Source organism: Pseudomonas sp. RIT-PI-a (assembly GCF_001187875.1).
GTDB lineage: Bacteria > Pseudomonadota > Gammaproteobacteria > Pseudomonadales > Pseudomonadaceae > Aquipseudomonas > Aquipseudomonas coleopterorum.
Genome location: NZ_LGIR01000011.1, coordinates 756,198 through 776,886 on the forward strand (window position 1 = coordinate 756,198; position 20,689 = coordinate 776,886).

A 20,689-nucleotide genomic window follows, 5' to 3' on the forward strand; every position below is an offset into this window, starting at 1 on the left:
GGAACGTTGGTTAAAGCAAAGCAGGCTATCGATTATTTGCAACCTCAACACAACGCGCTTTTGTAGCAGCGGCGCAAGCCGCGTCCGGCCTTACCGCATTGCATCAGGCATACCGCGTGACCTACGACGCGGCTCGCGCCGCTGCTACACGGGTTGTTCCAGCAACGCGATGGTTTTCGCATCGCTCTCCCCGTCGAAAAACCGATCCAGCACTTGCTGGAAGCACACCTGCTCCGGCGCAACGCTGGCAAACAAGGTCATGCACGAGCGCAACTTCATGTCATCGGGGGTGCCGAACATCGCCTTGGCGCTCTGACCGGAATGCTCCAGCACCGTGCGCGTGCATTCGAGCAAGCGCGCACCCAATAATGGATTGTTCAGATAAGCCGTTGCCTCGGCCGCGCCGCTGATCGCATAGAAGCGCGCCGTCTCGCTATGACCGAGGCCAGCCAATTGGGGAAAGATGAACCACATCCAATGGCTGCGTTTGCGACCACTGCGCAGTTCTTCGAGGACATCGGGGTACACGGCGCGCTGGGCGTCGATGAAGCGGTTCAGATCGAAGGTATCGTTCATGGCCAGTAGATCCCGCAGGGATTGTGTGCAGTTCTGGCCACGGTCGCGCAAGGGAGTTCCATCAACCAGACCAGACCGTCAGCCTTCGGCCAATAGCACTTCCACACCCAGCTTGCGAATGGCCTCGGCGGCCACCTCGGTCAGCTCACTGTCGCTGATGACCACATCGAACTGCTCTAGGCCAGCGATCTTGTACATCCCGAACGTGCCGTACTTGGAGCTGCTGGTGATCAGCACCCGCTGCGACGCCGCCTGCATCGCCACCTGCTTGACCTCGACCTTGAGCGCCGAAGGGGTGGTGATGCCCCGTTGCAGGTCCCAGGAACTGGTGGACATGAAGGCAATGTCGGTGGCCAGCTGGCGTAACGTCGCCACCGCCAAGCCCCCGACGCAGGAACGATTGGGGTGATCCAGCAGGCCGCCGGTGTGGATGACATCCACATGCACCGCTTCAGCCAGCGCATGCACGATGCCGAAGTCGTTGGTCACCACGGTCATGCCCGACAGGGCAGCGATGTGCGGGACGATCTCCAGCGTGCTGGTGCCGGCATCCAGATACACCGTCATGTCGTCGCGCAGCAAACCTGCCGCCAGAACCGCCATGGCCTGTTTCTGTGGCTGTTCGGCGACCGCCTTGGACTGGTGGCTGGGCTCGCTGTGCAACTGGCTGGCGATGCGCACACCGCCAGGCACCGAATACGCCCGGCCTTCCTGCTCCAGCACACTGATATCGCGGCGCACGGTCATGTGCGAGCAGTCGAACATTTCCGTCAGCTGGTGCACGCTGAGCACCTGATGCTTGCGCAACTGGCGCAGGATCTGTTCCCGGCGCTGGTCCGGAATCATCGGTGCGGCGCCAGTGATGGCGAGATCCTCGTCGGTGGGCATTCAGGCTCCGTGGCGTGCAGGCAGATAGTCAGGCGGACATCTTAGCGAATCACCGCTTCGATCAATAGAACACCGAGCAAACCGATCACCGATTGCAGACACAGCATCAGGGTCCATGTGCGGAAGGTCTGCGCCACACTGAGCTGAAAGTATTCCTTGAACAGCCAGAAGCCCGAATCGTTGACGTGGGACAGCATCACGGCACCCGAGGCGGTCGCCAGTACCAGCAACTCCGGTGACAGGCCCGGATAGGCCAGTGCCAGAGGCGCGACGATCCCGGTGGCAGCGACGGTGGCGACGGTAGCCGAACCGACGCAGATGCGCAGCAGCGCCGCGACGCCCCAGCTTAGAATCAGTGGATTCACCGCCCAGCCCGAAGCATGGTGAGTGATCAGTGCATCCAGGTGAATGGTGGTAAGCATTTCCTTGAAGCCGCCGCCGGCACCCAGGATCATCACGATCGCGCCCAGCGGTGCCAGACCCTGGCTGGCCATCTTCTGCACCTGGCCCAGGTTAAACCCGGCGCGCAGGCCCAAGGCGAAGAAGGCAAAGATGACCGCGATCAACAACGACAGGATCGGGTTGTTCAAGGCGTTGAATACCGCATAGGCTAGCGAGCCCTTGACGCTGAAGGCCAGGCCCAGGGTACCGACCAGCATCAGGCCGGGCGGTAGCAGCACGGCGATGATCGACGACAGCAGTGACCCCTGGTTTTGATCGGGGATGACTTCACGCGCACCCACCGGGCCGGCGGTGAGGTCAGGCGCCGGGCCGAACCAGGGGCTGATCAGGCGGGTGAAGATCGGCCCGCAGATGATCGCGGTGGGCACGGCGATCAACAAGCCGTAGAAGATGGTCAGGCCGGTGTTGGCGTGGAACGCGGCGACCGCCAGCGTCGGCGCGGGATGTGGCGGCAGCAGGCCGTGGGACACGTACAGGCCCGCGGCGAGCGGCAGACCGATGTAGAGCAGATGGCTATGGGTGCGTTTGGCCACCGTATACACCAAAGGCGCCAGCATGATGAAACTGACGTCGAACAGGTGTGGCATGCCGATCAGCAAGGCGGCGGCGCAGATCGCCCAGGGCGCGTACTGCACCGGACGCTGGCCGATGAACGCGTTGGCGATGCGGTCGGCGCCTCCGGACCCCAGCAGGATGCCGCCCAGCAGCGTACCCAGACCAATGACCGGCCCGGTCTTGGCCAGCGCCGAGCCGAAGCCCTTGGCGAAGCTGTCAATGGTCTCGCCGGCGCCCGCACCACTGAGCAGGCCAAGGCCGATCGCGGTGAGGGTCAGGGCCAGGAATGGGTTGAGCTTGAGCTTGGTGATGAGCAGGATCAACACCACGATGGCGCCGGCGGCCATCGCGAAAATCAGCAGTTCGCTATTCATGTTTTTATGGAACCTGTGAAGTGGACGTCGGTGCCCGTGTCAGGCACCGGTATCGGCTCAAGGCCGCTGTGCGTTCAGGCCGGTTGCAGGCCGGTCTGCCAGGCGCGGTGCAATTCATCGTTGTACTGTTCGATGTCACCCATCAGCAGCAGCTCGCCAGCCTTGATGTTGCGCGCGGCGGTGGCGTGGGCTGCCAGGTACAACGGAGCGATATCGTCGGGGGCATCCGAACGCCCCAGCAGCACGGCCTGCACACCAGTCACGTCGTGGTGGTGGCCACCCATGTTCAGCACGGTGCCTGCAGTGATATCGACCGTGGCGCGTCCGGCCAGAATGGTCGACTGGCTCGGCTTGTCGGTGCCCGAAGCTCGTTTGTGCAGCACGGCGTTGAGCAGGGTGATCGGCGTTTCCACGCCCATGAAGTGGTAGGGCAGGTACAGGCAGGCGTAACGTCCGTTGCGGCTCACCACGTGGCCTTTCTGCGCGAGCAATTCCCAGGTCGGTTTGTCGTGGGTGCGGATGATCACGAACACCCCCCCGGCAAAGCTGGCCTCGTCTGGCAGGCGCAGCACGTTGAACACCTCGATCACGCCGCTACGACCCAGCACACCACCGTCTTCACGCAAGGCGTAGATGTCGGCCAGTTCGCTGGTACGGGCAATCGGGTAGTGCAGCAGCTCCACATCGGGCACCAGACCGGTATTGGTAGCGACCACCGACATTTCGCAATAGTCGGCTGTAGCGGACGTCTTCAGGCCGTTCAGGGCAGCGCGACGCGCCTCCAGGGTAGCGGGAATGTCGTCGCCCAGGCGTAGCAATTCGCCCATGGCCGGCGCGGAAATGGTGGTGTCAAGCTGGGTGATGCTGCCGTCCTCGGGGTTGAACACCAGATCGTATTCACTGGACTTGCCCGCCGCGACAATGTCCAGCTTGAGCACACGCGCCCAGCTAACCCAGCCGATCAGGTTCGCCGGCTGGTCACCGTCGGCGGTGGTGTAGACCACATCGTGTTGTGCAGCCAGGCGGGACAGGGCGATACCCGCAACCGAGTCCACTTCCTTGCTGACCATGGCGACGTGACGACCGTCCTCGATGGCGCGCCGGGCGACTTGATAGCCAATCGCAGGGTTGCCGGTGGCTTCCACCAGAATGTCGTAGCGGGCTGCCTGCAGGAGGGCGACGTCCGCGACCAGCACAATGGCATCGGCCGGTGCACTGGCAACCGCAGCGGCGTCGTTGCAGATGTGTAGCTGTTCTGCGGCAAAGCCCAGTTCGACGCACAGCCCATGCAGGCCGGGCACGTCCAGGTCGCACAGAACGGCGGGGACCAGATTGGGCATCAGCCGGGTCTGGGCGAGCAAGGTGCGCGAGAACCCCCCCTTGGCGCCGGTGAGTGCGTAACGTACGGCCTGATCGGCTTGTGCAGCGAACAGCAATTCGAAATTCATGGTTCGTCCTCGGTGAAGGGAAAATCGGCAGCGACCACCGGATGAACAATATTTGTTATGGATTCGTAGCTCCCGAGTGACAGCACGATAGTGCGGATTTCACATTCAGGTCAATTTATTTAACATGGATTAACACTCCGGTCGCTTTCGCTTGTAGTATTGGGCCATTGAATCGCTCAGATGAACCAATAATTAACATGCACCGTGCCCGCCACGGTGACCTGTGCAGGAGATGCCACTCATGACCGCTGTCCATCGCCCGCTGCTCGGCTGCATTGCCGACGACTTCACCGGCGCTACCGATCTCGCCAACATCCTGGTGCGCGGCGGCATGCGCACGGTGCAATCGATTGGCGTTCCAGACAGTGATCTGGCGGAATTCGCGGAGGCGGATGCCATCGTCATCGCCCTCAAATCCCGTACCACGCCGGCGGCCAGCGCCGTTGCCGAATCGTTGCAGGCGCTGGCGTGGTTGCGCGAACGTGGCTGCCAGCAGTTCTTCTTCAAATACTGCTCGACGTTCGATTCGACCGCAGAGGGCAACATTGGCCCGGTGACCGAGGCACTCCTGGAAGCCCTTGGCAGCGATTTCACCATCGCCTGTCCGGCGTTCCCGGAGACCGGCCGCACCTTGTTCCGTGGTCATCTGTTCGTTCAGGACAGCCTGCTCAGTGAATGCGGCATGCAGCATCACCCGCTCACACCGATGAAAGATGCCAACCTGGTCCGCGTGCTGGACGAGCAAACCATCGGTGCGGTGGGTCTGTTGCGCTACGACGTGGTCGGGCAGGGCGCCTCTGCGGTGGCCATGCGTATGGACGAACTGCGAGCCGAAGGCGTGAGCGTGGCCATTGCCGACGCCGTGAGTGACGAGGATCTGCAGACCCTGGGACGTGCCTGCGCGAACCTTGCCTTGATCACCGGCGGCTCGGGGGTGGCCCAGGGCCTCCCGGAGAACTTCCGCCGCCAGGGCTTGTTGCGCATGGGCGATGCCGCTGCCATGCCTATTATCGAAGGCCGCGCCGTGGTATTGGCAGGCAGTACCTCCAAGGCCACCAATGGCCAGGTCGCCGCCTGGCTGGAAGCAGGTCGCCCGGCCTTTCGCATCGATCCGCTGGCAATCGCCCGTGGCGAGCCGGTCGTGGCCCAGGCCGTGGCCTTCGCCGATCGCGACGAAGCGGTGCTGATCTACGCCACCAGCAGTCCCGAGCAGGTGGCCGCCGTGCAGCGAGAGCTAGGTGCGGAGCAGGCTGGCGCCATGATCGAGAAGGCGCTTGGCGAGGTCGCGGCACAGCTGCAGGATGGAGGCTGGCGCCGCTTCGTCATCGCAGGTGGCGAAACGTCGGGCTCGGTGGTACAGGCGCTGCAGGTCAAAGGCTTGCGTATCGGCCGTCAGATCGATCCTGGCGTGCCGGCCACCGTGGCCTTCGGCGGCACCACTGCGCTTGCGCTGACGCTCAAGTCGGGCAACTTTGGCAGCGTGGACTTTTTTGCCAAGGCCTTGGCCTGCCTGGCGGGAGATTTTTCGTGAGAAACGAACACGCCTTGCGCGAAGAAATCTGCGAAGTGGGTCTGAGCCTGTTCCAGCGTGGTTATACCGTCGGCAGCGCCGGCAACATCAGTGCGCGCCTCGACGACGGTTGGCTGATCACACCAACCGATGCTTGTCTGGGAAGGTTGCAGCCACACACCATCGCCAAAGTCACCACGGCGGGTGAATGGGTGAGCGGCGACAAGCCATCCAAGACCCTGGCCCTGCATCGCCAGGTGTACGACCGTAACCCAGAAGTGAATGGCGTGGTCCACACCCACTCCACGCATCTGGTGGCCCTGACTTTGGCTGGGGTGTGGAGCGCCCAGGACATTCTGCCGCCGCTCACGCCTTATCAGGTGATGAAGGTGGGGCACATCCCATTGATCCAGTACCAGCGTCCGGGCTCGCCCGACGTCGCCACACAAGTCGCGGCCTTGGCCGATCAGGTGAGGGGGGTCATGCTGGAACGATTGGGCCCGGTGGTGTGGGAAAGCTCCGTGTCGAAGGCCAGCCATGCACTGGAAGAACTGGAGGAAACCGCACGGCTGTGGCTGATGACTCAGCCACGGCCTGTACCCTTGAGCGAGGAGGCCATCGAAGAACTCAAGGCGGTGTTCGGGTGCGCCTGGTGAGGCATTGACCTTACTTGTGAAAAGGCCTTTAGTGATCTTTACTGGAACCAGCGTCCAACAAAATCACAAGAGACGATGCCGATGAGCAACTCCCTGAAAACCCGCAAACACGACAGCCATGTCGATGCCTGGGCCATAGGCTTCATGATCGTGGTGGTCTTGGCGACAGCGGTGTACTGGTTCAGCCGAGGCTGACCCAGTACCGGCAACAGCATCTGCCTCAGTTGTCATAACCCAGATTCGGCGCCAACCAGCGCTCGCTGACGGCCAGATCCTGTTGCTTGCGCGCCGTGTAGCTCAGCACCTGGTCGCGATCGATCTTGCCCACGGCAAAGTATTGTGCCTGGGGGTGAGCGAAATACCAGCCGCTGACCGCCGCCGCCGGGAACATCGCGTAGTGCTCGGTGAGCGTCACGCCGCTCTGCCCGTTGTGATCGAGCAGGTCGAACAGTGTGCCTTTCTCGGTGTGGTCCGGGCAGGCCGGGTAGCCGGGGGCAGGGCGGATGCCCTTGTACTGTTCCTTGATCAGCGCCTCGTTGTCCAAGGTCTCCTCGGGGTCATAACCCCAGTGCTCCTTGCGCACCTGCTGGTGCAGCCACTCGGCGCAGGCCTCGGCCAGACGGTCCGCCAGTGCCTTGACCATGATTGAGTTGTAGTCGTCGCCGTTGTCCTGATAGGCCTTGGCCACCTCTTCGGCACCGATGCCTGCCGTGGTGATGAAGCCGCCCACGTAGTCCGTCACGCCGCTGTCCTTGGGTGCCACGAAGTCGGCCAGGGAGAAGTTCGGCTTGCCATCGGTCTTGATGATCTGCTGACGCAGATGATGCAAACGCGCCAGCGGCTGGCCGTCGTGACCGTAGACTTCGATGTCATCATCCTCGACCTGATTGGCCGGCCAGAAGCCGAACACCGCACGGGCACGGATCAGCTTCTCGTCGATCAGCTTGCGCAGCATCGCCTGGGCATCCTCGAACAAAGCCGTGGCTGCTTCACCCACGACCTCGTCGGTGAGAATGCGCGGGTACTTGCCGGCCAGGTCCCAGGAGATGAAGAACGGCGTCCAGTCGATATACTCGGCCAGGACGTTGAGGTCGATATCGTCCAGCACCCTGGCGCCGGTGAAGGTCGGCTGCACCGGGTTGTAGCTGCTCCAGTCGAAGCTGGCCTTGGCCGCCACGGCCTGGGCGTAGCTCAGACGCTCGGTGCGTGCGCTGCGGTTGGCGGTACGTTCGCGAACATCGATGTACTCCAGGCGGGTCTTCTCGACGAAGGCAGGTTTGAGCTCCTTGGACAGCAACTGGGTGGCAACCCCGACCGCCCGTGAGGCGTCGGTGACATAGATGACCGCATCGTTGCTGTACTTGGGTTCGATCTTGACGGCAGTGTGCGCCTTGGACGTGGTCGCGCCGCCGATCATCAAGGGCAGGTGGAAATCCTGGCGCTGCATTTCCCGGGCGACGTGGACCATCTCGTCCAGCGAAGGGGTGATCAGCCCAGACAGGCCGATGATGTCGCACTTCTGCTCACGGGCGACCTGAAGGATCTTGTCGGCCGGCACCATCACACCCAGGTCGACGATGTCGTAGCCGTTGCAGCCCAGCACCACGCCGACGATGTTCTTGCCGATGTCGTGCACGTCGCCTTTCACCGTCGCCATCAGGATCTTGCCCTTGGCCTCGGGCTTGTCGCCCTTTTCCAGTTCGATGAACGGAATCAGGTGGGCCACGGCCTGCTTCATCACCCGCGCCGACTTGACCACCTGGGGCAGGAACATCTTGCCCGAGCCGAACAGGTCGCCAACGATGTTCATGCCCGACATCAGCGGGCCTTCGATGACCTCGATCGGGCGCTTGAACGACTGCCGCGACTCCTCGGTGTCCTCGACGATGTGGGTGGTGATGCCCTTGACCAGCGCATGCTCCAGGCGCTGATTGACCGGCCAGCCACGCCATTCCTCGGTTTCGGCTTCCTTGACGCTGCCGTCGCCCTTGAACTTGTCGGCGATGGCGAGCAGGGCATCGGTGCCTTCGGGCGTACGGTTGAGGACCACATCCTCGACACGCTCGCGCAGCTCGGTGGGGATCTGGTCATAGATCTCCAACTGGCCGGCGTTGACGATACCCATGGTCAGACCGTTGCGGATGGCATGCAGCAGAAACACGGAGTGAATCGCCTCTCGCACCGGGTTGTTGCCGCGGAACGAGAACGACACGTTGGACACGCCGCCGCTGGTCAACGCATAAGGCAGCTCATCGCGGATGTAGGCGCAGGCATTGATGAAATCGACGGCGTAGTTGTTGTGCTCCTCGATGCCGGTGGCCACGGCGAAGATGTTCGGGTCGAAGATGATGTCTTCCGGTGGGAAGCCGACCTGATCCACCAGGATGTCGTAGGAGCGTTTGCAGATCTCTTTCTTGCGCGCTTCGGTGTCGGCCTGGCCGGCCTCGTCGAAGGCCATCACCACCACCGCAGCGCCGTAGCGCTTGCACAGCTTGGCGTGGTGAATGAACGCGTCGACGCCTTCCTTCATGCTGATCGAGTTGACGATGCCCTTGCCCTGGATGCACTTGAGCCCGGCTTCGATCACTTCCCACTTGGAGGAGTCGATCATGATCGGCACCCGGGAGATGTCCGGCTCGCCCGCGATCAGGTTGAGGAAGGTGACCATGGCCTTCTGCGAGTCGAGCATGCCCTCGTCCATGTTGATGTCGATCACCTGAGCGCCGGCCTCCACCTGCTGCAGGGCGACTTCCAGGGCCTCGGTGTAGTTCTCCTCGCGGATCAACCGGGCGAAGCGCGCCGAACCGGTGATGTTGGTGCGCTCGCCGACGTTGACGAACAACGACTGGCGGTCGATGGTGAACGGCTCCAGGCCCGACAGGCGGCAAGCCTTGGGGATCTCCGGAATGGCGCGCGGCGGGTAGCCGGCCACGGCGTTGGCGATGGCTTCGATATGCCCGGGCGTGGTGCCGCAGCAGCCGCCGACGATATTGAGGAAGCCGCTCTGGGCAAATTCTTCGATGATCTTCGCGGTTTCCGACGGCAGTTCGTCGTATTCACCGAAGGCATTGGGCAAGCCGGCGTTGGGGTGGGCGGACACATGCGTACCGGCCTTGTTCGACAACTCTTCCAGGTACGGACGCAGCTCGCTGGCACCCAGCGCGCAGTTCAGGCCGACCGAAACGGGCTTGGCATGGCTCACCGAGTTCCAGAAGGCTTCGGTGGTCTGCCCGGACAAGGTCCGGCCCGAGGCGTCGGTGATGGTCCCGGAGATCATGATCGGCAGCTCGAAGCCCAGCTCTTCGTAGACGCCTTGCACGGCGAAGATCGCTGCCTTGGCGTTGAGGGTGTCGAAGATGGTCTCGATCAGGATCAGGTCGGCGCCGCCTTCGATCAGGCCCTTGGTGGCTTCGGTGTAGTTCTCCACCAGCTCGTCGAAGGTGACGTTGCGGTAGCCGGGGTTGTTGACGTCCGGGGACAGCGAGCAGGTGCGGCTGGTCGGGCCCAGCACGCCGGCCACGAACCGTGGCTTGTCCGGCGTTTCCAGGGTCTTGGCATCGGCGACCTGGCGCGCCACGCGCGCACCTTCGACGTTCAGCTCGTACACCAGCGATTCCATGCCATAGTCGGCCTGGGACACCTGGGTGGCGTTGAAGGTGTTGGTTTCCAGAATGTCCGCACCGGCGTCCAGATAGGCCTTCTCGATGGCGGCGATCACGTCCGGGCGGCTGAGCAGCAGCAGATCGTTGTTGCCCTTGACGTCGCTGGGCCAATCGGCGAAACGCTCACCGCGGTAATCCTCTTCCTCGAGCTTGTAGCTCTGGATCATCGTGCCCATGCCGCCGTCGAGAATCAGGATGCGCTCTTTGAGGGCTTGCTGGAGAGCTTGAAGGCGAGCACTGCGGTCGGACATGGGAACCACTCTTTCAGAAAATTCGGACACTGTGACAGGGTGCGGATAATAGCAAACCTGTGCGCTATTTGATCACGAAGGGCATGTCCATGAATTTCGCTCATGTTGAGAGTCCGCCATTTAGTCGAATTACGTGCTTCCTGCCGACTGTGAAACATCAGCGCATCAGCTCAGGCATCGACGAAATGCGCGACCTTTTCCGGATTTTTGCAGTCCCACCCCCCGGAATGCCCCGAAAAGGGGCGCGAATTCTCGTTTCAAAAGGCGGTACGCATGCTGATTTCGCTTCAAGCTCTACGGGCCCTGGCCGCCTGGATTGTGGTCTGTCATCACTTCATGCAGATCTTTTTCGACTTTCACGCCTCAGGCCCTATCGGTCAGTTCTTCACTGACCGGGGTGCGGTGGGCGTCGACATCTTCTTCGTCATCAGTGGGCTGGTGATCCACCTCTCGACCCAGGACAAGCAGATGCCCGCAGGGCGCTTCCTGCTCAACCGCATCATTCGCATCGTCCCGGCCTACTGGCTGTACACCGCGCTGATGGGGTTGATGCTGGTCAGTTTGGGGCAATGGCTGCCGCACGCCGCCATCGACCTGCCGCACTTCATCCTGTCGCTGCTGTTCATCCCCTCGGAAAACCCGGGCGGCTACGGCCTCTACCCGACGCTGAACGTGGGCTGGACGCTCAACTACGAGATGTTCTTCTACCTGTTGTTCTCCCTGGTGTTCACCGTGCCGCAGCGCTACCGGCCGTTGATCGTCGCAGCCGCCCTTGTGGCGGTCAGCGAAGTGCTCGGACGTTATGGGGTGGTAAGCCGCTTTTACCAGAACAACATCATTTACGAGTTCCTGCTCGGCATCGGTATCGGCATGCTGTATCGCCGTGGCTGGATCGCCCAAGGCCTGTGGCTGCCGCTGGCGGTGATCATCGTGTCGGCGCTGCTGATCTATCACCTGGATTCCAGCGACCGTCTGCTGCACTGGGGCCTGCCCAGCGCCTTGATCGTGCTGGCCTGCGTGGCCATGGAGCCGCACTTCCGTGGCAGCCGCATCCTCAAGGCGTTGGGCGACTGCTCCTACTCGGTGTATCTGGTACACGTGCTGGTGCTCTATGGCGGCTGGCTGGCCAGCGTGCGCTGGCACCTGAACCCGTATTGGGTGTTTGCGTTCTGCGTGCCGACCATCGCCCTGGTGTCTTGGGCCAGCTACGTGTGGATCGAAAAGCGCCTGTATCGCCGGGTCAAGCATTGGACCGACGCACGTCTGGATTCGAATGCGATGGCGCGTATCAACTGATTCCCGACCAAAACAGTCAGGCTTTGTCAGCGTCGCCGGATTCGCGTAAACTCCTGGCAAGTCTGTGAGGAACCACTATGAGCGCTATAACGATTACCGACGCTGCGCACGATTACCTGGCCGATCTGCTGAGCAAGCAGAACACCCCCGGTATCGGCATACGCGTGTTCATCACCCAGCCAGGCACCCAGTACGCAGAGACGTGCATTGCCTACTGCAAGCCGGGTGAAGAGAAGCCGGAAGACACCGCCCTGGGCCTGAAGAGCTTCACCGCCTGGATCGACGCGGTGAGCGAAGCCTTTCTCGACGACGCCGTGGTCGACTACGCCACCGACCGCATGGGCGGGCAGCTGACCATCAAGGCACCCAACGCCAAGGTGCCGATGGTCAACGCCGACAGCCCCGTCAACGAGCGCATCAACTACTACTTGCAGACCGAGATCAATCCCGGTCTGGCCAGCCATGGCGGCCAGGTCAGCCTGATCGACGTGGTCGAGGACGGCATCGCCGTGCTGCAGTTCGGTGGTGGTTGCCAGGGTTGCGGGCAGGCTGACGTGACCCTGAAGGACGGTATCGAGCGCACCTTGCTCGAACGCATCCCCGAGCTCAAGGGCGTACGCGATGTGACCGACCACACTCAGAAAGAAAACGCCTACTACTGATCGGCGTGGCGCCAGCACCGACTCGCTGCCTCTGTGCAGCGTCGGTGCCCGGCCTTACTGGCCGAAGCGCTGCGCATACCCCTGGGGACTGACCCCGAGCACTTTCTGAAAGCTGCGGCGCAGGTTCTCTGCATGCCCGTAGCCGCACAGCCGCGCCACACTCTGTACTGACAACTGCCCACCCTGAATCATGGCCCTGGCCGCTTCCAGGCGCACCCGCTCGATGTGTCGCGCCGGGGTGATGTTCAATTCGGCGAAGAACACGCGATACAGCGTGCGTGGCGTCATATTGGCCTTCTGCGCCAGTGCTTCCAGTGACAGGTCGGCGCTGAGGTTGTGCGCGATCCACTCCAGCAGTTCGGTCAGCCTTGACGTCGGCCCGTTGATACGTGCCAGGTGCGGGCTGAACTGCGTCTGTCCGCCCGAGCGCTTGAGGAACAGCACTAGGCGGCGCGCCACAGCCAGCGCCAGTGGTCGGCCCAGATCGGCTTCGATCAAGGCCAGTGCCAGGTCGATGCCGGCCGTGACGCCGGCCGAGGTGAAGATGTGGCTGTGGCCATCCTTGTCCGACGGATCATAGGTGTGCAGACGATCGCCCTGGACCTGTACGTTGGCGAAAGTCTGCAAAGCCTCGACATCATCCCAGTGGGTGGTGGCGATCAAGCCGTCCAATAGCCCGGCGCTGGCAAGCATCAATGCGCCCGAACACACCGAGCCCAATCGCCGTACCTGAGGCGCCGCCGCGCGCAGCCAAGCAAGCAGGGCGGTGTTGGCGCATTGTTCGGCATCGCTGCTGCCGCCGGGCAGCAATACCGTATCCAAAGTGGCGCAGTCCACTGACTGCCAGCTGGCATCGGCGTGCAGTTTGAGCCCGGCCGAGGTCGCGACGGGTCCCGGGGTTTCGCCCAGCAGTTGCAGGTCATAGAAGGGCGCCAGCCCCTGACGCGTCAGCTCGACGTTGGCCGAGGCGAACACCTGCATCGGGCCGGTCACATCCAGGCTCATCACGCCGGGGTAGACCAGGCAAGCGATCACTTTCATGGAAACGACCTCGCAGCGTGGTGATTCACGAACGGTACAGGTGAGCATGGCCGGCGCGGTACAGCGCGGAGTCCGCGAAGCTGTCCGTTTGCAGCACATGGCCCACGAGTATGAGCGCGCTGCGACGAAAGTCCTTGGTCGCGACCTTGTCCTGGATATCGGCCAGGGTGCCCAGCACGAAATCCTGATCCGGCCAGCTGGCCTTGTGGATCACCGCGACCGGGCACCCAGCGCCATAGCTGGGCAACAGCTCTGCGACGATCCTGCCCAGATTCTTCACCCCCAGATGAATGGCCAGTGTGGCGCCATGCTGGGCCAGGCTGGCCAGGCTTTCTCCCGGCGGCATCGGCGACTTGTCGCCATAGCGAGTCAGGATCACCGTTTGCGAAACGTCGGGCAGTGTCAGTTCCACCCCAAGCAACGCGGCACAGGCCGCGGTCGCGGTAACGCCCGGAATGATCTGATAGTCGATGCCATGCTCGCGCAGGCACCGGATCTGCTCGCCGATGGCGCCGTACAGCCCGGGATCGCCACTGTGCACTCGCGCCACGTCTTCGCCACGGGCGTGGGCCTGCTGGATGATTTCGATGATCTGTTGGAGGTGAAGCTCGGCGCTGTTGTGCACCTGATGCGCAGTGTGCCCTTCGAGCACGGCTTCGGGCACCAGCGAACCGGCGAAGATGATCACCGGGCATTGGCGGATCAGACGCTGACCCTTGACAGTGATCAGCTCCGGATCACCCGGTCCGGCGCCGATGAAGTAAACGGTCATGGGTATTCCTGACGGGCGGAGGGGTGAATGATATTCAAGTTGGGCGCTGCGTGCAGCCGCGGTGACGTTCAGTGCAGGCGATGGCCAGGGTTGCCACCGCCGAATGCCGTCGGCTGACGCGCAGCATCGAGGCGTGCTGGGTGCCATCCTCGGCCATGGCCAGCGCGGCACTTTCCGCCACGCCCAGGCAGCCGGTGGCGGCGAACGAGCGCGCGGAATGATGGCTGAGGCGATCTTGATAAGGCGCCAGGGTCGCGGCGCCATAGGTGGCGAACGGCAAGCCGAGACGTTCGGCCAGCGCCACCAGCCCCGGTTCATGCGCCTTCACATCGATGCTGGCGATGCCACGCACGTCAGCCCAGGGCAGTTCGTGTTCGAGCAGGGTTTGCTCCAGCAGATCGTGCAACGCTTGCGCGCTGCACCCCGCACGACAGCCGAACCCGACCCACAGCGCTGTCATCGGCTTCAGCGACCGGCTCGGCGGAACAACCAGGCGCTGATAAGCCCCAAGGCCAGCCAGAACACGGCGTTGGTCACCAGCGAAGCGATGATGAACTGCTGCTCCAGAGCCTGCGGTGCCAGGCTCGAATGATGCTCGGGCTGGGGCGCGCCGATCAGGTGCGGTACCAACACGATGGCCAGTCCCAGGGCTTTGAGCAACGTGCCACGGCCGAACACCAGCAATGCCAGACCTGCCGCAGTGGAGGCCGCGGTACCGATCCACCAGGTCTGGCGCAGCACCAGGTCCGCTGCCTGGGTGCCGGGCAGCTCCGGCGGTAGCCCCAGGTTCGGCGCCAGACAGAACACCGCAAATCCGGCCAGTCCCCACAACAGGCCCTGATCAGTGCGCCCAGGAGCACGCAGCGTATACAACGCCACCAGCATCAGGGCGAACCCCACGGCCACCACCAGATTGCCTCCGGCGGTCGACAGCACGCGCTGCCAGCCGTCTTCCGGCTCCCAGGCCTCGGCGTGTTCGTGCCTGGCAGCGGAAACCTCGTCATGCGAGTGCTGGGCCGAGGCGGTTTCATAGGTTTCGCCCTGAAGAATCAGCGGCGAGACCCACAGGCTCTGCAGCAAGGTCAGCAGCAGGGCGGCCAACAATCCGCTGAAACCAGCGGTACGGGCGATGTGCCTGATCATCTCGGCGCTCCTCAATGGCACGGAAAGGCGGCGCTGTGCCGGGTATCGTGAGCGGCGTTGTGCACCGCCTCGATGTGCGAGAAGCCGGCGAAGCCCACCAGGCAGCAGCCCAGCAGGAAGGTGCCGACCGCCAGGGCGATGCGCTGAGACAAGGTGCCAGCGGACGGCAGGGCGTGTTCGGGGGTGGAGGCGGTGGTAGACATGGCGTTCCCTCGTGTGGTGCCTGCGGCGGTGGTCCACGGTATGTGGCACCATCGATCGGGCACGCGCACGAAGAAAGCCTGGCGCGGGCGCGCCATGCTCGCAACAGCGCCCGCCCACCGCAGGGTTGTCGATCAACGATTGTCTGGGCCGGTCTCCGGGCTTGCGAGGGGCGGCATGAAGCCCGCCTTGAAAGCATCGCCTTCCCATGCCCGCAGGGGCACAGTGGATCTGACACTTCTCTCGCTTACCGTTGCGGGGGCAGCACCGGACTTGTGCCAATCCCTCCTGGAGGCTGGCACGCACCGGTTTCCCGTTTCACCCTGTGAAGGGCACCCAAACGATGGCGCCTAGCAAATCATGTCGCCGCAGCATCGTCAATGCGTCGCGCGCTGTAGAATGCGCCCGCGGTTCGCGCTTTCTCCCTACGAAATGGAGTTCCCCATGCCCGAAGAAGGCAACATGCTACAAGCTGCCGTGGTGTTCCTGCTGGCTGCGGTGATCGCCGTGCCACTGGCCAAGCGCCTGCAACTGGGCGCGGTGCTCGGCTACCTGTTCGCCGGTGTGGTCATAGGCCCGCAGGTGCTGGGCTGGGTGGGCGATCCACAAAGCGTTAGCCACATCTCCGAACTGGGCGTGGTGCTGTTGCTGTTCATCATTGGCCTGGAACTGTCGCCCAAACGGCTGTGGGTCATGCGCAAGGCGGTGTTCGGCGTCGGTCTGGCCCAGGTGCTGTTGACCGCTGTGGTCATTGGCGCCGTGGCATTGCTGGCCTTCGGGCAGCCGTTGAACAGCGCCGTGGTCCTGGGCCTGGGGCTGGCGCTGTCATCCACGGCGTTCGGGTTGCAGAGCCTGGCCGAACGCAAGGAACTGAACAGTCCCCATGGCCGCCTGGCGTTCGCCATTCTGCTGTTCCAGGACATTGCCGCGATCCCGCTGATCGCCATGGTGCCATTGCTGGCCGGCGGAAGCGGCGATGCCGGCGAGGGCAGTACCCTGGATCACAGCCTGCGGGTACTGGGCAGCATCGCCGTGGTGGTGATCGGCGGGCGCTATCTTTTGCGTCCGGTGTTTCGCATCGTCGCCCGCACCGGTCTGCAGGAGGTATCTACCGCCACGGCCTTGCTGGTGGTGATTGGCACCGCCTGGCTGATGGAACTGGCCGGTGTTTCCATGGCCCTGGGAGCGTTTCTCGCCGGCTTGCTGCTGGCCGACTCGGAATACCGGCACGAACTGGAATCACAGATCGAACCCTTCAAGGGGCTGCTGCTGGGCCTGTTCTTCATCAGTGTCGGCATGGGCGCCAACTTGGGCCTGTTACTCGAAAGCCCGGCACTGGTGCTGGGCCTCACAGTCCTGCTGATCGGGATCAAGCTGCCGCTGCTGATGCTGATCGGGCGTCTGGCCGGTGGTCTGGGTCGGCTCAGCGCGGTGCGCCTGGGCATCGTGCTGGCCGCCGGTGGCGAATTCGCCTTCGTGGTGTTCAAGATCGGCCGCGAGCAGGGGCTGTTCGATGCGCGTCTGTACGACACGCTGCTGCTGACCATCACCCTGTCCATGGCGCTCACGCCCTTGCTGTTGCTGCTGTGCGCACGGCTGCTGCGGACCAAGACGCCGCCAGTGGAAGTGCCCGAGGAATACCGGGAGATCGACAGCGACGCGCCCCGCGTGGTGATTGCCGGCATGGGCCGGATGGGGCAGATCGTGGCGCGTATCCTGCGTGCACAGAAGATCAGTTTCGTGGCCCTGGACACCTCGGTGGAATCCATCGAGTTTTCGCGCAGCTTTGGCCACCTGCCGGTGTTCTACGGCGACCCGCTGCGCCCCGAGATCCTGCGCGCGGCCAAGGTGGAGCAGGCCGAGTATTTCGTCATCGCCACCGACGATCCGGAAATCAACATCAAGACTGCCGAACTGGTCCACCGCCTGTACCCGCACGTGAAGATCATCGCCCGCGCGCGTAACCGCCAGCATGTGCACCGGCTGGTCGACCACGGCGCGCAGGCGGTTCGCGAAACCTACTACTCAAGCCTGGAGATCACCCGGCGAACGTTGGTGGGGCTGGGTCTGAGCCAATCCCAGGCCGATGCGCGGATCAACCGCTTCAAACGTCACGATGAACAGGTGCTGCAGGCCCAGCACGCGATTTACGACGATGAGGCCAAGGTCATGCAGACCGCCCAGGAAGCGCGGGCCGAGCTGGCGCGGTTGTTCGAGTCCGATCGCCAGGACGAAAAAGCGGCGGCGAAGGATGCTCCGCGCCGCTGATGTCCAGTGTTAAGAAGCCGCCGGTGAACCTCAGACCGGCGGCTGGCGAACCACGTCGCTCGGGCCTTCCTCGTTCGCCGGGTGCAGGGTGCGCGTCGACATCTCGGCGCGCAGCTGCGGCAGGCATTCGGGGTAGCGGTTGTTGACGAAGGTGATCAAGCGCTCGCGTACATAGCAGCGCGCGTCCCAGTTGCGCGACGAATCCACCGAGCTCAACAGAATGCGCAACTGCATCGCCTTGTCGCTGGTGTCGGTGACCTGCAACACCTCGACGCGGCCGTCCCACAGGTGCGGGATTTCTTCGCACAGGCGCCGGGTTTCGGCGCGCAGCGCTTCCAGCGGCACCGAATAGTCCACCCAGAGAAATACCGAGCCTATGATGCTCGACGTGCTGCGCGTCCAGTTCTGGAAGGGCTTTTCGATGAAGTATTGCAGCGGCACCACCATGCGCCGTTCGTCCCAGATTTTCACCACCACATAGGTGCCGGTGATTTCTTCGATGCGCCCCCATTCGCCCTCGACAATGACCACGTCATCGATGCGGATCGGCTGGGAAATGGCGATCTGCAAACCGGCGATCAGGTTGCCCAGCACCGGCTTGGCGGCAAAGCCGGCGGCCAGTCCCGCGAGGCCAGCGGACGCCAACAGGCTGGTGCCGATCTGCCGCACGGCCGGGAAGGTCATCAGGATCAAGGCAATGCCGAAGATCAGCACCAGCACGTTCAGACACTGCACCAGCACCCGCACCTGGGTCTGAATCCGCCGCGCCGCCAGGTTGTCCTCGATGTCCAGCGGATGCTTGATGGTCATGGTGGTGGCTACGGCCTTGACGCAACGCAGGCCCAGCCAGGTCAGGCAGGCGGTCACCAGCATGCCGTTGAGGTGGCGCACGGTGTTGATCATCAGCAGGTCGTCGGGCGCCGAGGTCCACACCGCCTGCAGGCTCATCAGCGGCATCAGCCACAACGTCGGCTGCTCGGCCCGCAGAATGAGCTGCCGGGCCAGGACGAATGACTTCGATACGCGGCGCAGGATGATCAGGCCGACCCAGCGGATCAGCAGAACGACACATACCGCCAGGACCGCGGCAATCAGCGTGCTCAGCCAGGGCAGCGGCACGCGGGCGAGCAAGGAGTCGGGAAGGGCGTATTCCATGGGTCGAAGGCTCGCGTGTGGCATGAACTGAAGTCGACCGGCAGATGCCGCTACGGTTCCCCGTCACCCGCAGCCGATCAGTCTGCCAGGCGGCTTTCACGCGATGGCGAGTGGCCGAAATAGCCGCTGTAGCACTTGCTGAAATGGCTGACGGACACGAATCCACAGGCGATCGCCACCTCCATGATCGACAGCTGTGAATGCTGCAGCAGTCGCCGTGCTTCGGTGACCCGCAGTTCCATGTAGTAGCGATGGGGGGAAGTGCCGAGCTGGTCCTGAAACAATCGGTCGATCTGGCGCCGCGAGCGGCCGACGAACTCCGCCAGCTGGTCGAGCGACAGCGGTTCCTCCAGATTGCTCTCCATCAGGTCGATGATATTGCGCAGCGGCTGGCTGAGCTTGCCACTGGCCTGCGCGCCGCTGCGGCGAAAGCGCAGCCCTTCGAAGGCGAGGATATGCTCGACGCCGTCGGCCAGCGTGTCGCCGCGCTGGGCGCGGATCAGCGCCATCATCATGCTGAAGCCGCCGTTGGGGCTGGCGGCGGTGAAGCGGTCACGGTCGATGACCTGGCTGGCCGGAGTGACGGTGATCTGCGGGCTGAGTTCGGCCAGCGAAGCGCGGTTCTCCGGGTGCACCGCGCAGCGATAGCCATCGAGCAGGCCCGCCTGACCCAGGAACCAGGCACCGTTCCACAGACCGCCCAGGGCGATGCCGCGTCGAGCACAGTCGCCGAGCACGCGATTGAGCAACACGGAGGCGCGCAGCGGGGTCCGGAAGCCCCCACAGATGATCAACAGGTCCAGTCCGTCATGCACGCCAGGCATCAACGGCGCATCCGGCTGCAGCAGGATGCCCAGGTCACTGATGACCTGCCCGGGCGCCAGCCCGTAGGAACGAATGGCATAGGCGCCCGAGCTGATCAGGTTGGCCGTGACCAGGGTGTCGAGGCTGGCGGTGAAGGCCGCCAGGGAGAAATGCTCCAGCAACACGAACCCCACGCGCAGGCTGGCCTGGGTGCCGTCGCGCAGGCGCTCGTTGGCCGAAGCCAGGTACAGCAGGTTCTTGCTTTGCCCGGCGCCGCTGAAGATCCGTTGGGTCATTGACACCTGCTCCCTGAATGGCCATCGATCGCTGCGGATATTACCGTAGTGCTGCGCCCGCGGGTCTGCGAGACTGATGGCCCTTTTGCCGTGGAGGAAACTGCGATGCCTTATCTGCGACACGCCCACTGCCTGCTGTTGTGCTGGCTAATCGGCGCACCGGCCTGGGCCGACGACAGCGTGATCGTCTGGCCGGCCGACTGGGACGTGCAGATCCTGCCTGACGCGTCCGACGCCCAGGGCCAGCCCAGCGGCAGCCGACAGCGCGCGACCAAGACGGACGCCAATGGCGACCCCTTGATGATTGTGGAAATGACCCGTGGCGCCCTGGCCCAGGACCATGCCGTGAACCTGGAAGCGGTGTTGCTGGAGATGCGCAAAGCGATCCAGATCAACTTTTCCCGCTCCGGCTACCAGAGTGTGTGCACCAAGGTGAAATCGACGACGCTGGGCAACCTGCCGGCGGCGCAGACCACCTGCAAGGTCACCCGCAACGGCACCCTGGCCATCACGCAGACCCTCGTTGCGGCGGTGCAGCCCGGCATGGCCTATGGCTTCAGCTATGCCGGCTCGGCAGTGGGTTATCCGCAGCTGGAAGCCGAAGTGATGGGGATCCGTCAGGGTCTACGCTTTGCCAAGTCCGAATAAGCTCACGAGCTGACGCCTGTA

Annotated in this window: 18 protein-coding genes and 1 riboswitch; of the genes, 6 read left to right on the forward strand and 12 right to left on the reverse strand. The window is 63.4% G+C overall.

The window, feature by feature from the left end:
• Window positions 1-144: 144 nt before the first annotated feature.
• The 4 genes from AC788_RS05665 to AC788_RS05680 all read right to left on the reverse strand — a co-directional run bounded on the left by AC788_RS05665 (window position 145) and on the right by AC788_RS05680 (window position 4,303).
• The gene (locus tag AC788_RS05665; RefSeq protein WP_049859828.1) at window positions 145-576 is read right to left on the reverse strand and encodes a DUF1810 domain-containing protein; all 432 of its coding nucleotides are present in this window, start codon (window positions 574-576) and stop codon (window positions 145-147) included.
• Between the two features lie 78 nt (window positions 577-654).
• Window positions 655-1,464 carry a DeoR/GlpR family DNA-binding transcription regulator gene (locus AC788_RS05670; RefSeq protein ID WP_049859615.1) on the reverse strand — a complete coding sequence of 270 codons (810 nt, stop codon included), beginning with the start codon at window positions 1,462-1,464 and terminating at the stop codon, window positions 655-657.
• 41 nt (window positions 1,465-1,505) lie between these two features.
• On the reverse strand, window positions 1,506-2,855 hold the full coding sequence (locus AC788_RS05675; protein WP_049859616.1) for a GntT/GntP/DsdX family permease: 1,350 nt from the start codon (window positions 2,853-2,855) through the stop codon (window positions 1,506-1,508).
• A gap of 74 nt (window positions 2,856-2,929) precedes the next feature.
• A complete protein-coding gene (locus tag AC788_RS05680; protein ID WP_049859617.1) occupies window positions 2,930-4,303 on the reverse strand; it encodes a homoserine dehydrogenase in 1,374 nt (457 codons plus the stop codon).
• Window positions 4,304-4,544: 241 nt separating this feature from the next.
• On the opposite strand from AC788_RS05680, the gene otnK reads away from it, so the two are divergent.
• A complete protein-coding gene (otnK, locus tag AC788_RS05685) occupies window positions 4,545-5,834 on the forward strand; it encodes a 3-oxo-tetronate kinase (protein WP_049859618.1) in 1,290 nt (429 codons plus the stop codon).
• Window positions 5,831-6,469 (forward strand): 3-oxo-tetronate 4-phosphate decarboxylase, encoded by a 639-nt coding sequence (gene otnC / locus AC788_RS05690; protein WP_049859619.1) that lies wholly within the window; start codon window positions 5,831-5,833, stop codon window positions 6,467-6,469. The genes otnK and otnC overlap by 4 nt, the downstream gene beginning before the upstream one ends.
• Before the next feature lie 220 nt (window positions 6,470-6,689).
• Here otnC and metH read toward each other — a convergent pair whose 3' ends face one another.
• A complete protein-coding gene (gene metH, locus AC788_RS05695) occupies window positions 6,690-10,382 on the reverse strand; it encodes a methionine synthase (protein ID WP_049859620.1) in 3,693 nt (1,230 codons plus the stop codon).
• A 273-nt stretch (window positions 10,383-10,655) separates the two neighbouring features.
• On the opposite strand from metH, the gene AC788_RS05700 reads away from it, so the two are divergent.
• Both AC788_RS05700 and nfuA read left to right on the forward strand, forming a co-directional pair.
• Window positions 10,656-11,678 carry an acyltransferase family protein gene (locus AC788_RS05700; protein ID WP_049859621.1) on the forward strand — a complete coding sequence of 341 codons (1,023 nt, stop codon included), beginning with the start codon at window positions 10,656-10,658 and terminating at the stop codon, window positions 11,676-11,678.
• A 77-nt stretch (window positions 11,679-11,755) separates the two neighbouring features.
• Entirely contained in the window at window positions 11,756-12,340 is a 585-nt protein-coding gene (gene nfuA, locus AC788_RS05705; RefSeq protein WP_049859622.1) for a Fe-S biogenesis protein NfuA, read from the forward strand.
• A 54-nt stretch (window positions 12,341-12,394) separates the two neighbouring features.
• On the opposite strand, the gene AC788_RS05710 is transcribed toward nfuA, so the two are convergent.
• From AC788_RS05710 to AC788_RS05730, 5 genes are read right to left on the reverse strand one after another with little or no spacing between them, the layout of a single operon-like run.
• On the reverse strand, window positions 12,395-13,381 hold the full coding sequence (locus tag AC788_RS05710; protein ID WP_082223576.1) for a GlxA family transcriptional regulator: 987 nt from the start codon (window positions 13,379-13,381) through the stop codon (window positions 12,395-12,397).
• A gap of 25 nt (window positions 13,382-13,406) precedes the next feature.
• Window positions 13,407-14,153 carry a precorrin-4 C(11)-methyltransferase gene (gene cobM / locus AC788_RS05715; protein WP_049859624.1) on the reverse strand — a complete coding sequence of 249 codons (747 nt, stop codon included), beginning with the start codon at window positions 14,151-14,153 and terminating at the stop codon, window positions 13,407-13,409.
• Between the two features lie 34 nt (window positions 14,154-14,187).
• Window positions 14,188-14,613 carry a cobalamin biosynthesis protein gene (locus AC788_RS05720; protein ID WP_049859625.1) on the reverse strand — a complete coding sequence of 142 codons (426 nt, stop codon included), beginning with the start codon at window positions 14,611-14,613 and terminating at the stop codon, window positions 14,188-14,190.
• A gap of 5 nt (window positions 14,614-14,618) precedes the next feature.
• Window positions 14,619-15,296: a CbtA family protein gene (locus tag AC788_RS05725; protein ID WP_049859626.1), complete on the reverse strand. Its 678-nt coding sequence runs from the start codon at window positions 15,294-15,296 to the stop codon at window positions 14,619-14,621.
• An 11-nt stretch (window positions 15,297-15,307) separates the two neighbouring features.
• Entirely contained in the window at window positions 15,308-15,499 is a 192-nt protein-coding gene (locus AC788_RS05730) for a CbtB domain-containing protein (RefSeq protein ID WP_049859627.1), read from the reverse strand.
• A gap of 129 nt (window positions 15,500-15,628) precedes the next feature.
• A riboswitch (cobalamin riboswitch) is annotated at window positions 15,629-15,852 on the reverse strand.
• 89 nt (window positions 15,853-15,941) lie between these two features.
• Here AC788_RS05730 and AC788_RS05735 point away from each other — a divergent pair.
• Window positions 15,942-17,765 carry a monovalent cation:proton antiporter-2 (CPA2) family protein gene (locus AC788_RS05735; protein ID WP_049859628.1) on the forward strand — a complete coding sequence of 608 codons (1,824 nt, stop codon included), beginning with the start codon at window positions 15,942-15,944 and terminating at the stop codon, window positions 17,763-17,765.
• Between the two features lie 30 nt (window positions 17,766-17,795).
• On the opposite strand, the gene AC788_RS05740 is transcribed toward AC788_RS05735, so the two are convergent.
• Complete coding sequence (locus AC788_RS05740) at window positions 17,796-18,920, reverse strand: mechanosensitive ion channel family protein (RefSeq protein WP_049859629.1); 1,125 nt, start codon at window positions 18,918-18,920, stop codon at window positions 17,796-17,798.
• Window positions 18,921-18,997: 77 nt separating this feature from the next.
• Window positions 18,998-20,020, reverse strand: coding sequence for a GlxA family transcriptional regulator (locus AC788_RS05745; RefSeq protein ID WP_049859630.1), 1,023 nt, complete (start codon window positions 20,018-20,020; stop codon window positions 18,998-19,000).
• Between the two features lie 105 nt (window positions 20,021-20,125).
• Here AC788_RS05745 and AC788_RS05750 point away from each other — a divergent pair, with 105 nt between their 5' ends.
• Window positions 20,126-20,668: a DUF4946 domain-containing protein gene (locus tag AC788_RS05750; protein WP_049859631.1), complete on the forward strand. Its 543-nt coding sequence runs from the start codon at window positions 20,126-20,128 to the stop codon at window positions 20,666-20,668.
• Window positions 20,669-20,689 lie beyond the last annotated feature (21 nt).

Excerpts from the sequence above, each read along its gene's own strand:
- AC788_RS05665 (WP_049859828.1), bottom strand. The coding sequence starts at position 576 with ATGAACGATACCTTCGATCTGAACCGCTTCATCGACGCCCAGCGCGCC.
- AC788_RS05670 (WP_049859615.1), bottom strand. The coding sequence starts at position 1,464 with ATGCCCACCGACGAGGATCTCGCCATCACTGGCGCCGCACCGATGATT.
- AC788_RS05675 (WP_049859616.1), bottom strand. The coding sequence starts at position 2,855 with ATGAATAGCGAACTGCTGATTTTCGCGATGGCCGCCGGCGCCATCGTG.
- AC788_RS05680 (WP_049859617.1), bottom strand. The coding sequence starts at position 4,303 with ATGAATTTCGAATTGCTGTTCGCTGCACAAGCCGATCAGGCCGTACGT.
- otnK (WP_049859618.1), top strand. The coding sequence starts at position 4,545 with ATGACCGCTGTCCATCGCCCGCTGCTCGGCTGCATTGCCGACGACTTC.
- metH (WP_049859620.1), bottom strand. The coding sequence starts at position 10,382 with ATGTCCGACCGCAGTGCTCGCCTTCAAGCTCTCCAGCAAGCCCTCAAA.
- AC788_RS05700 (WP_049859621.1), top strand. The coding sequence starts at position 10,656 with ATGCTGATTTCGCTTCAAGCTCTACGGGCCCTGGCCGCCTGGATTGTG.
- nfuA (WP_049859622.1), top strand. The coding sequence starts at position 11,756 with ATGAGCGCTATAACGATTACCGACGCTGCGCACGATTACCTGGCCGAT.
- AC788_RS05710 (WP_082223576.1), bottom strand. The coding sequence starts at position 13,381 with ATGAAAGTGATCGCTTGCCTGGTCTACCCCGGCGTGATGAGCCTGGAT.
- cobM (WP_049859624.1), bottom strand. The coding sequence starts at position 14,153 with ATGACCGTTTACTTCATCGGCGCCGGACCGGGTGATCCGGAGCTGATC.
- AC788_RS05720 (WP_049859625.1), bottom strand. The coding sequence starts at position 14,613 with ATGACAGCGCTGTGGGTCGGGTTCGGCTGTCGTGCGGGGTGCAGCGCG.
- AC788_RS05725 (WP_049859626.1), bottom strand. The coding sequence starts at position 15,296 with ATGATCAGGCACATCGCCCGTACCGCTGGTTTCAGCGGATTGTTGGCC.
- AC788_RS05730 (WP_049859627.1), bottom strand. The coding sequence starts at position 15,499 with ATGTCTACCACCGCCTCCACCCCCGAACACGCCCTGCCGTCCGCTGGC.
- AC788_RS05735 (WP_049859628.1), top strand. The coding sequence starts at position 15,942 with ATGCCCGAAGAAGGCAACATGCTACAAGCTGCCGTGGTGTTCCTGCTG.
- AC788_RS05740 (WP_049859629.1), bottom strand. The coding sequence starts at position 18,920 with ATGGAATACGCCCTTCCCGACTCCTTGCTCGCCCGCGTGCCGCTGCCC.
- AC788_RS05745 (WP_049859630.1), bottom strand. The coding sequence starts at position 20,020 with ATGACCCAACGGATCTTCAGCGGCGCCGGGCAAAGCAAGAACCTGCTG.
- AC788_RS05750 (WP_049859631.1), top strand. The coding sequence starts at position 20,126 with ATGCCTTATCTGCGACACGCCCACTGCCTGCTGTTGTGCTGGCTAATC.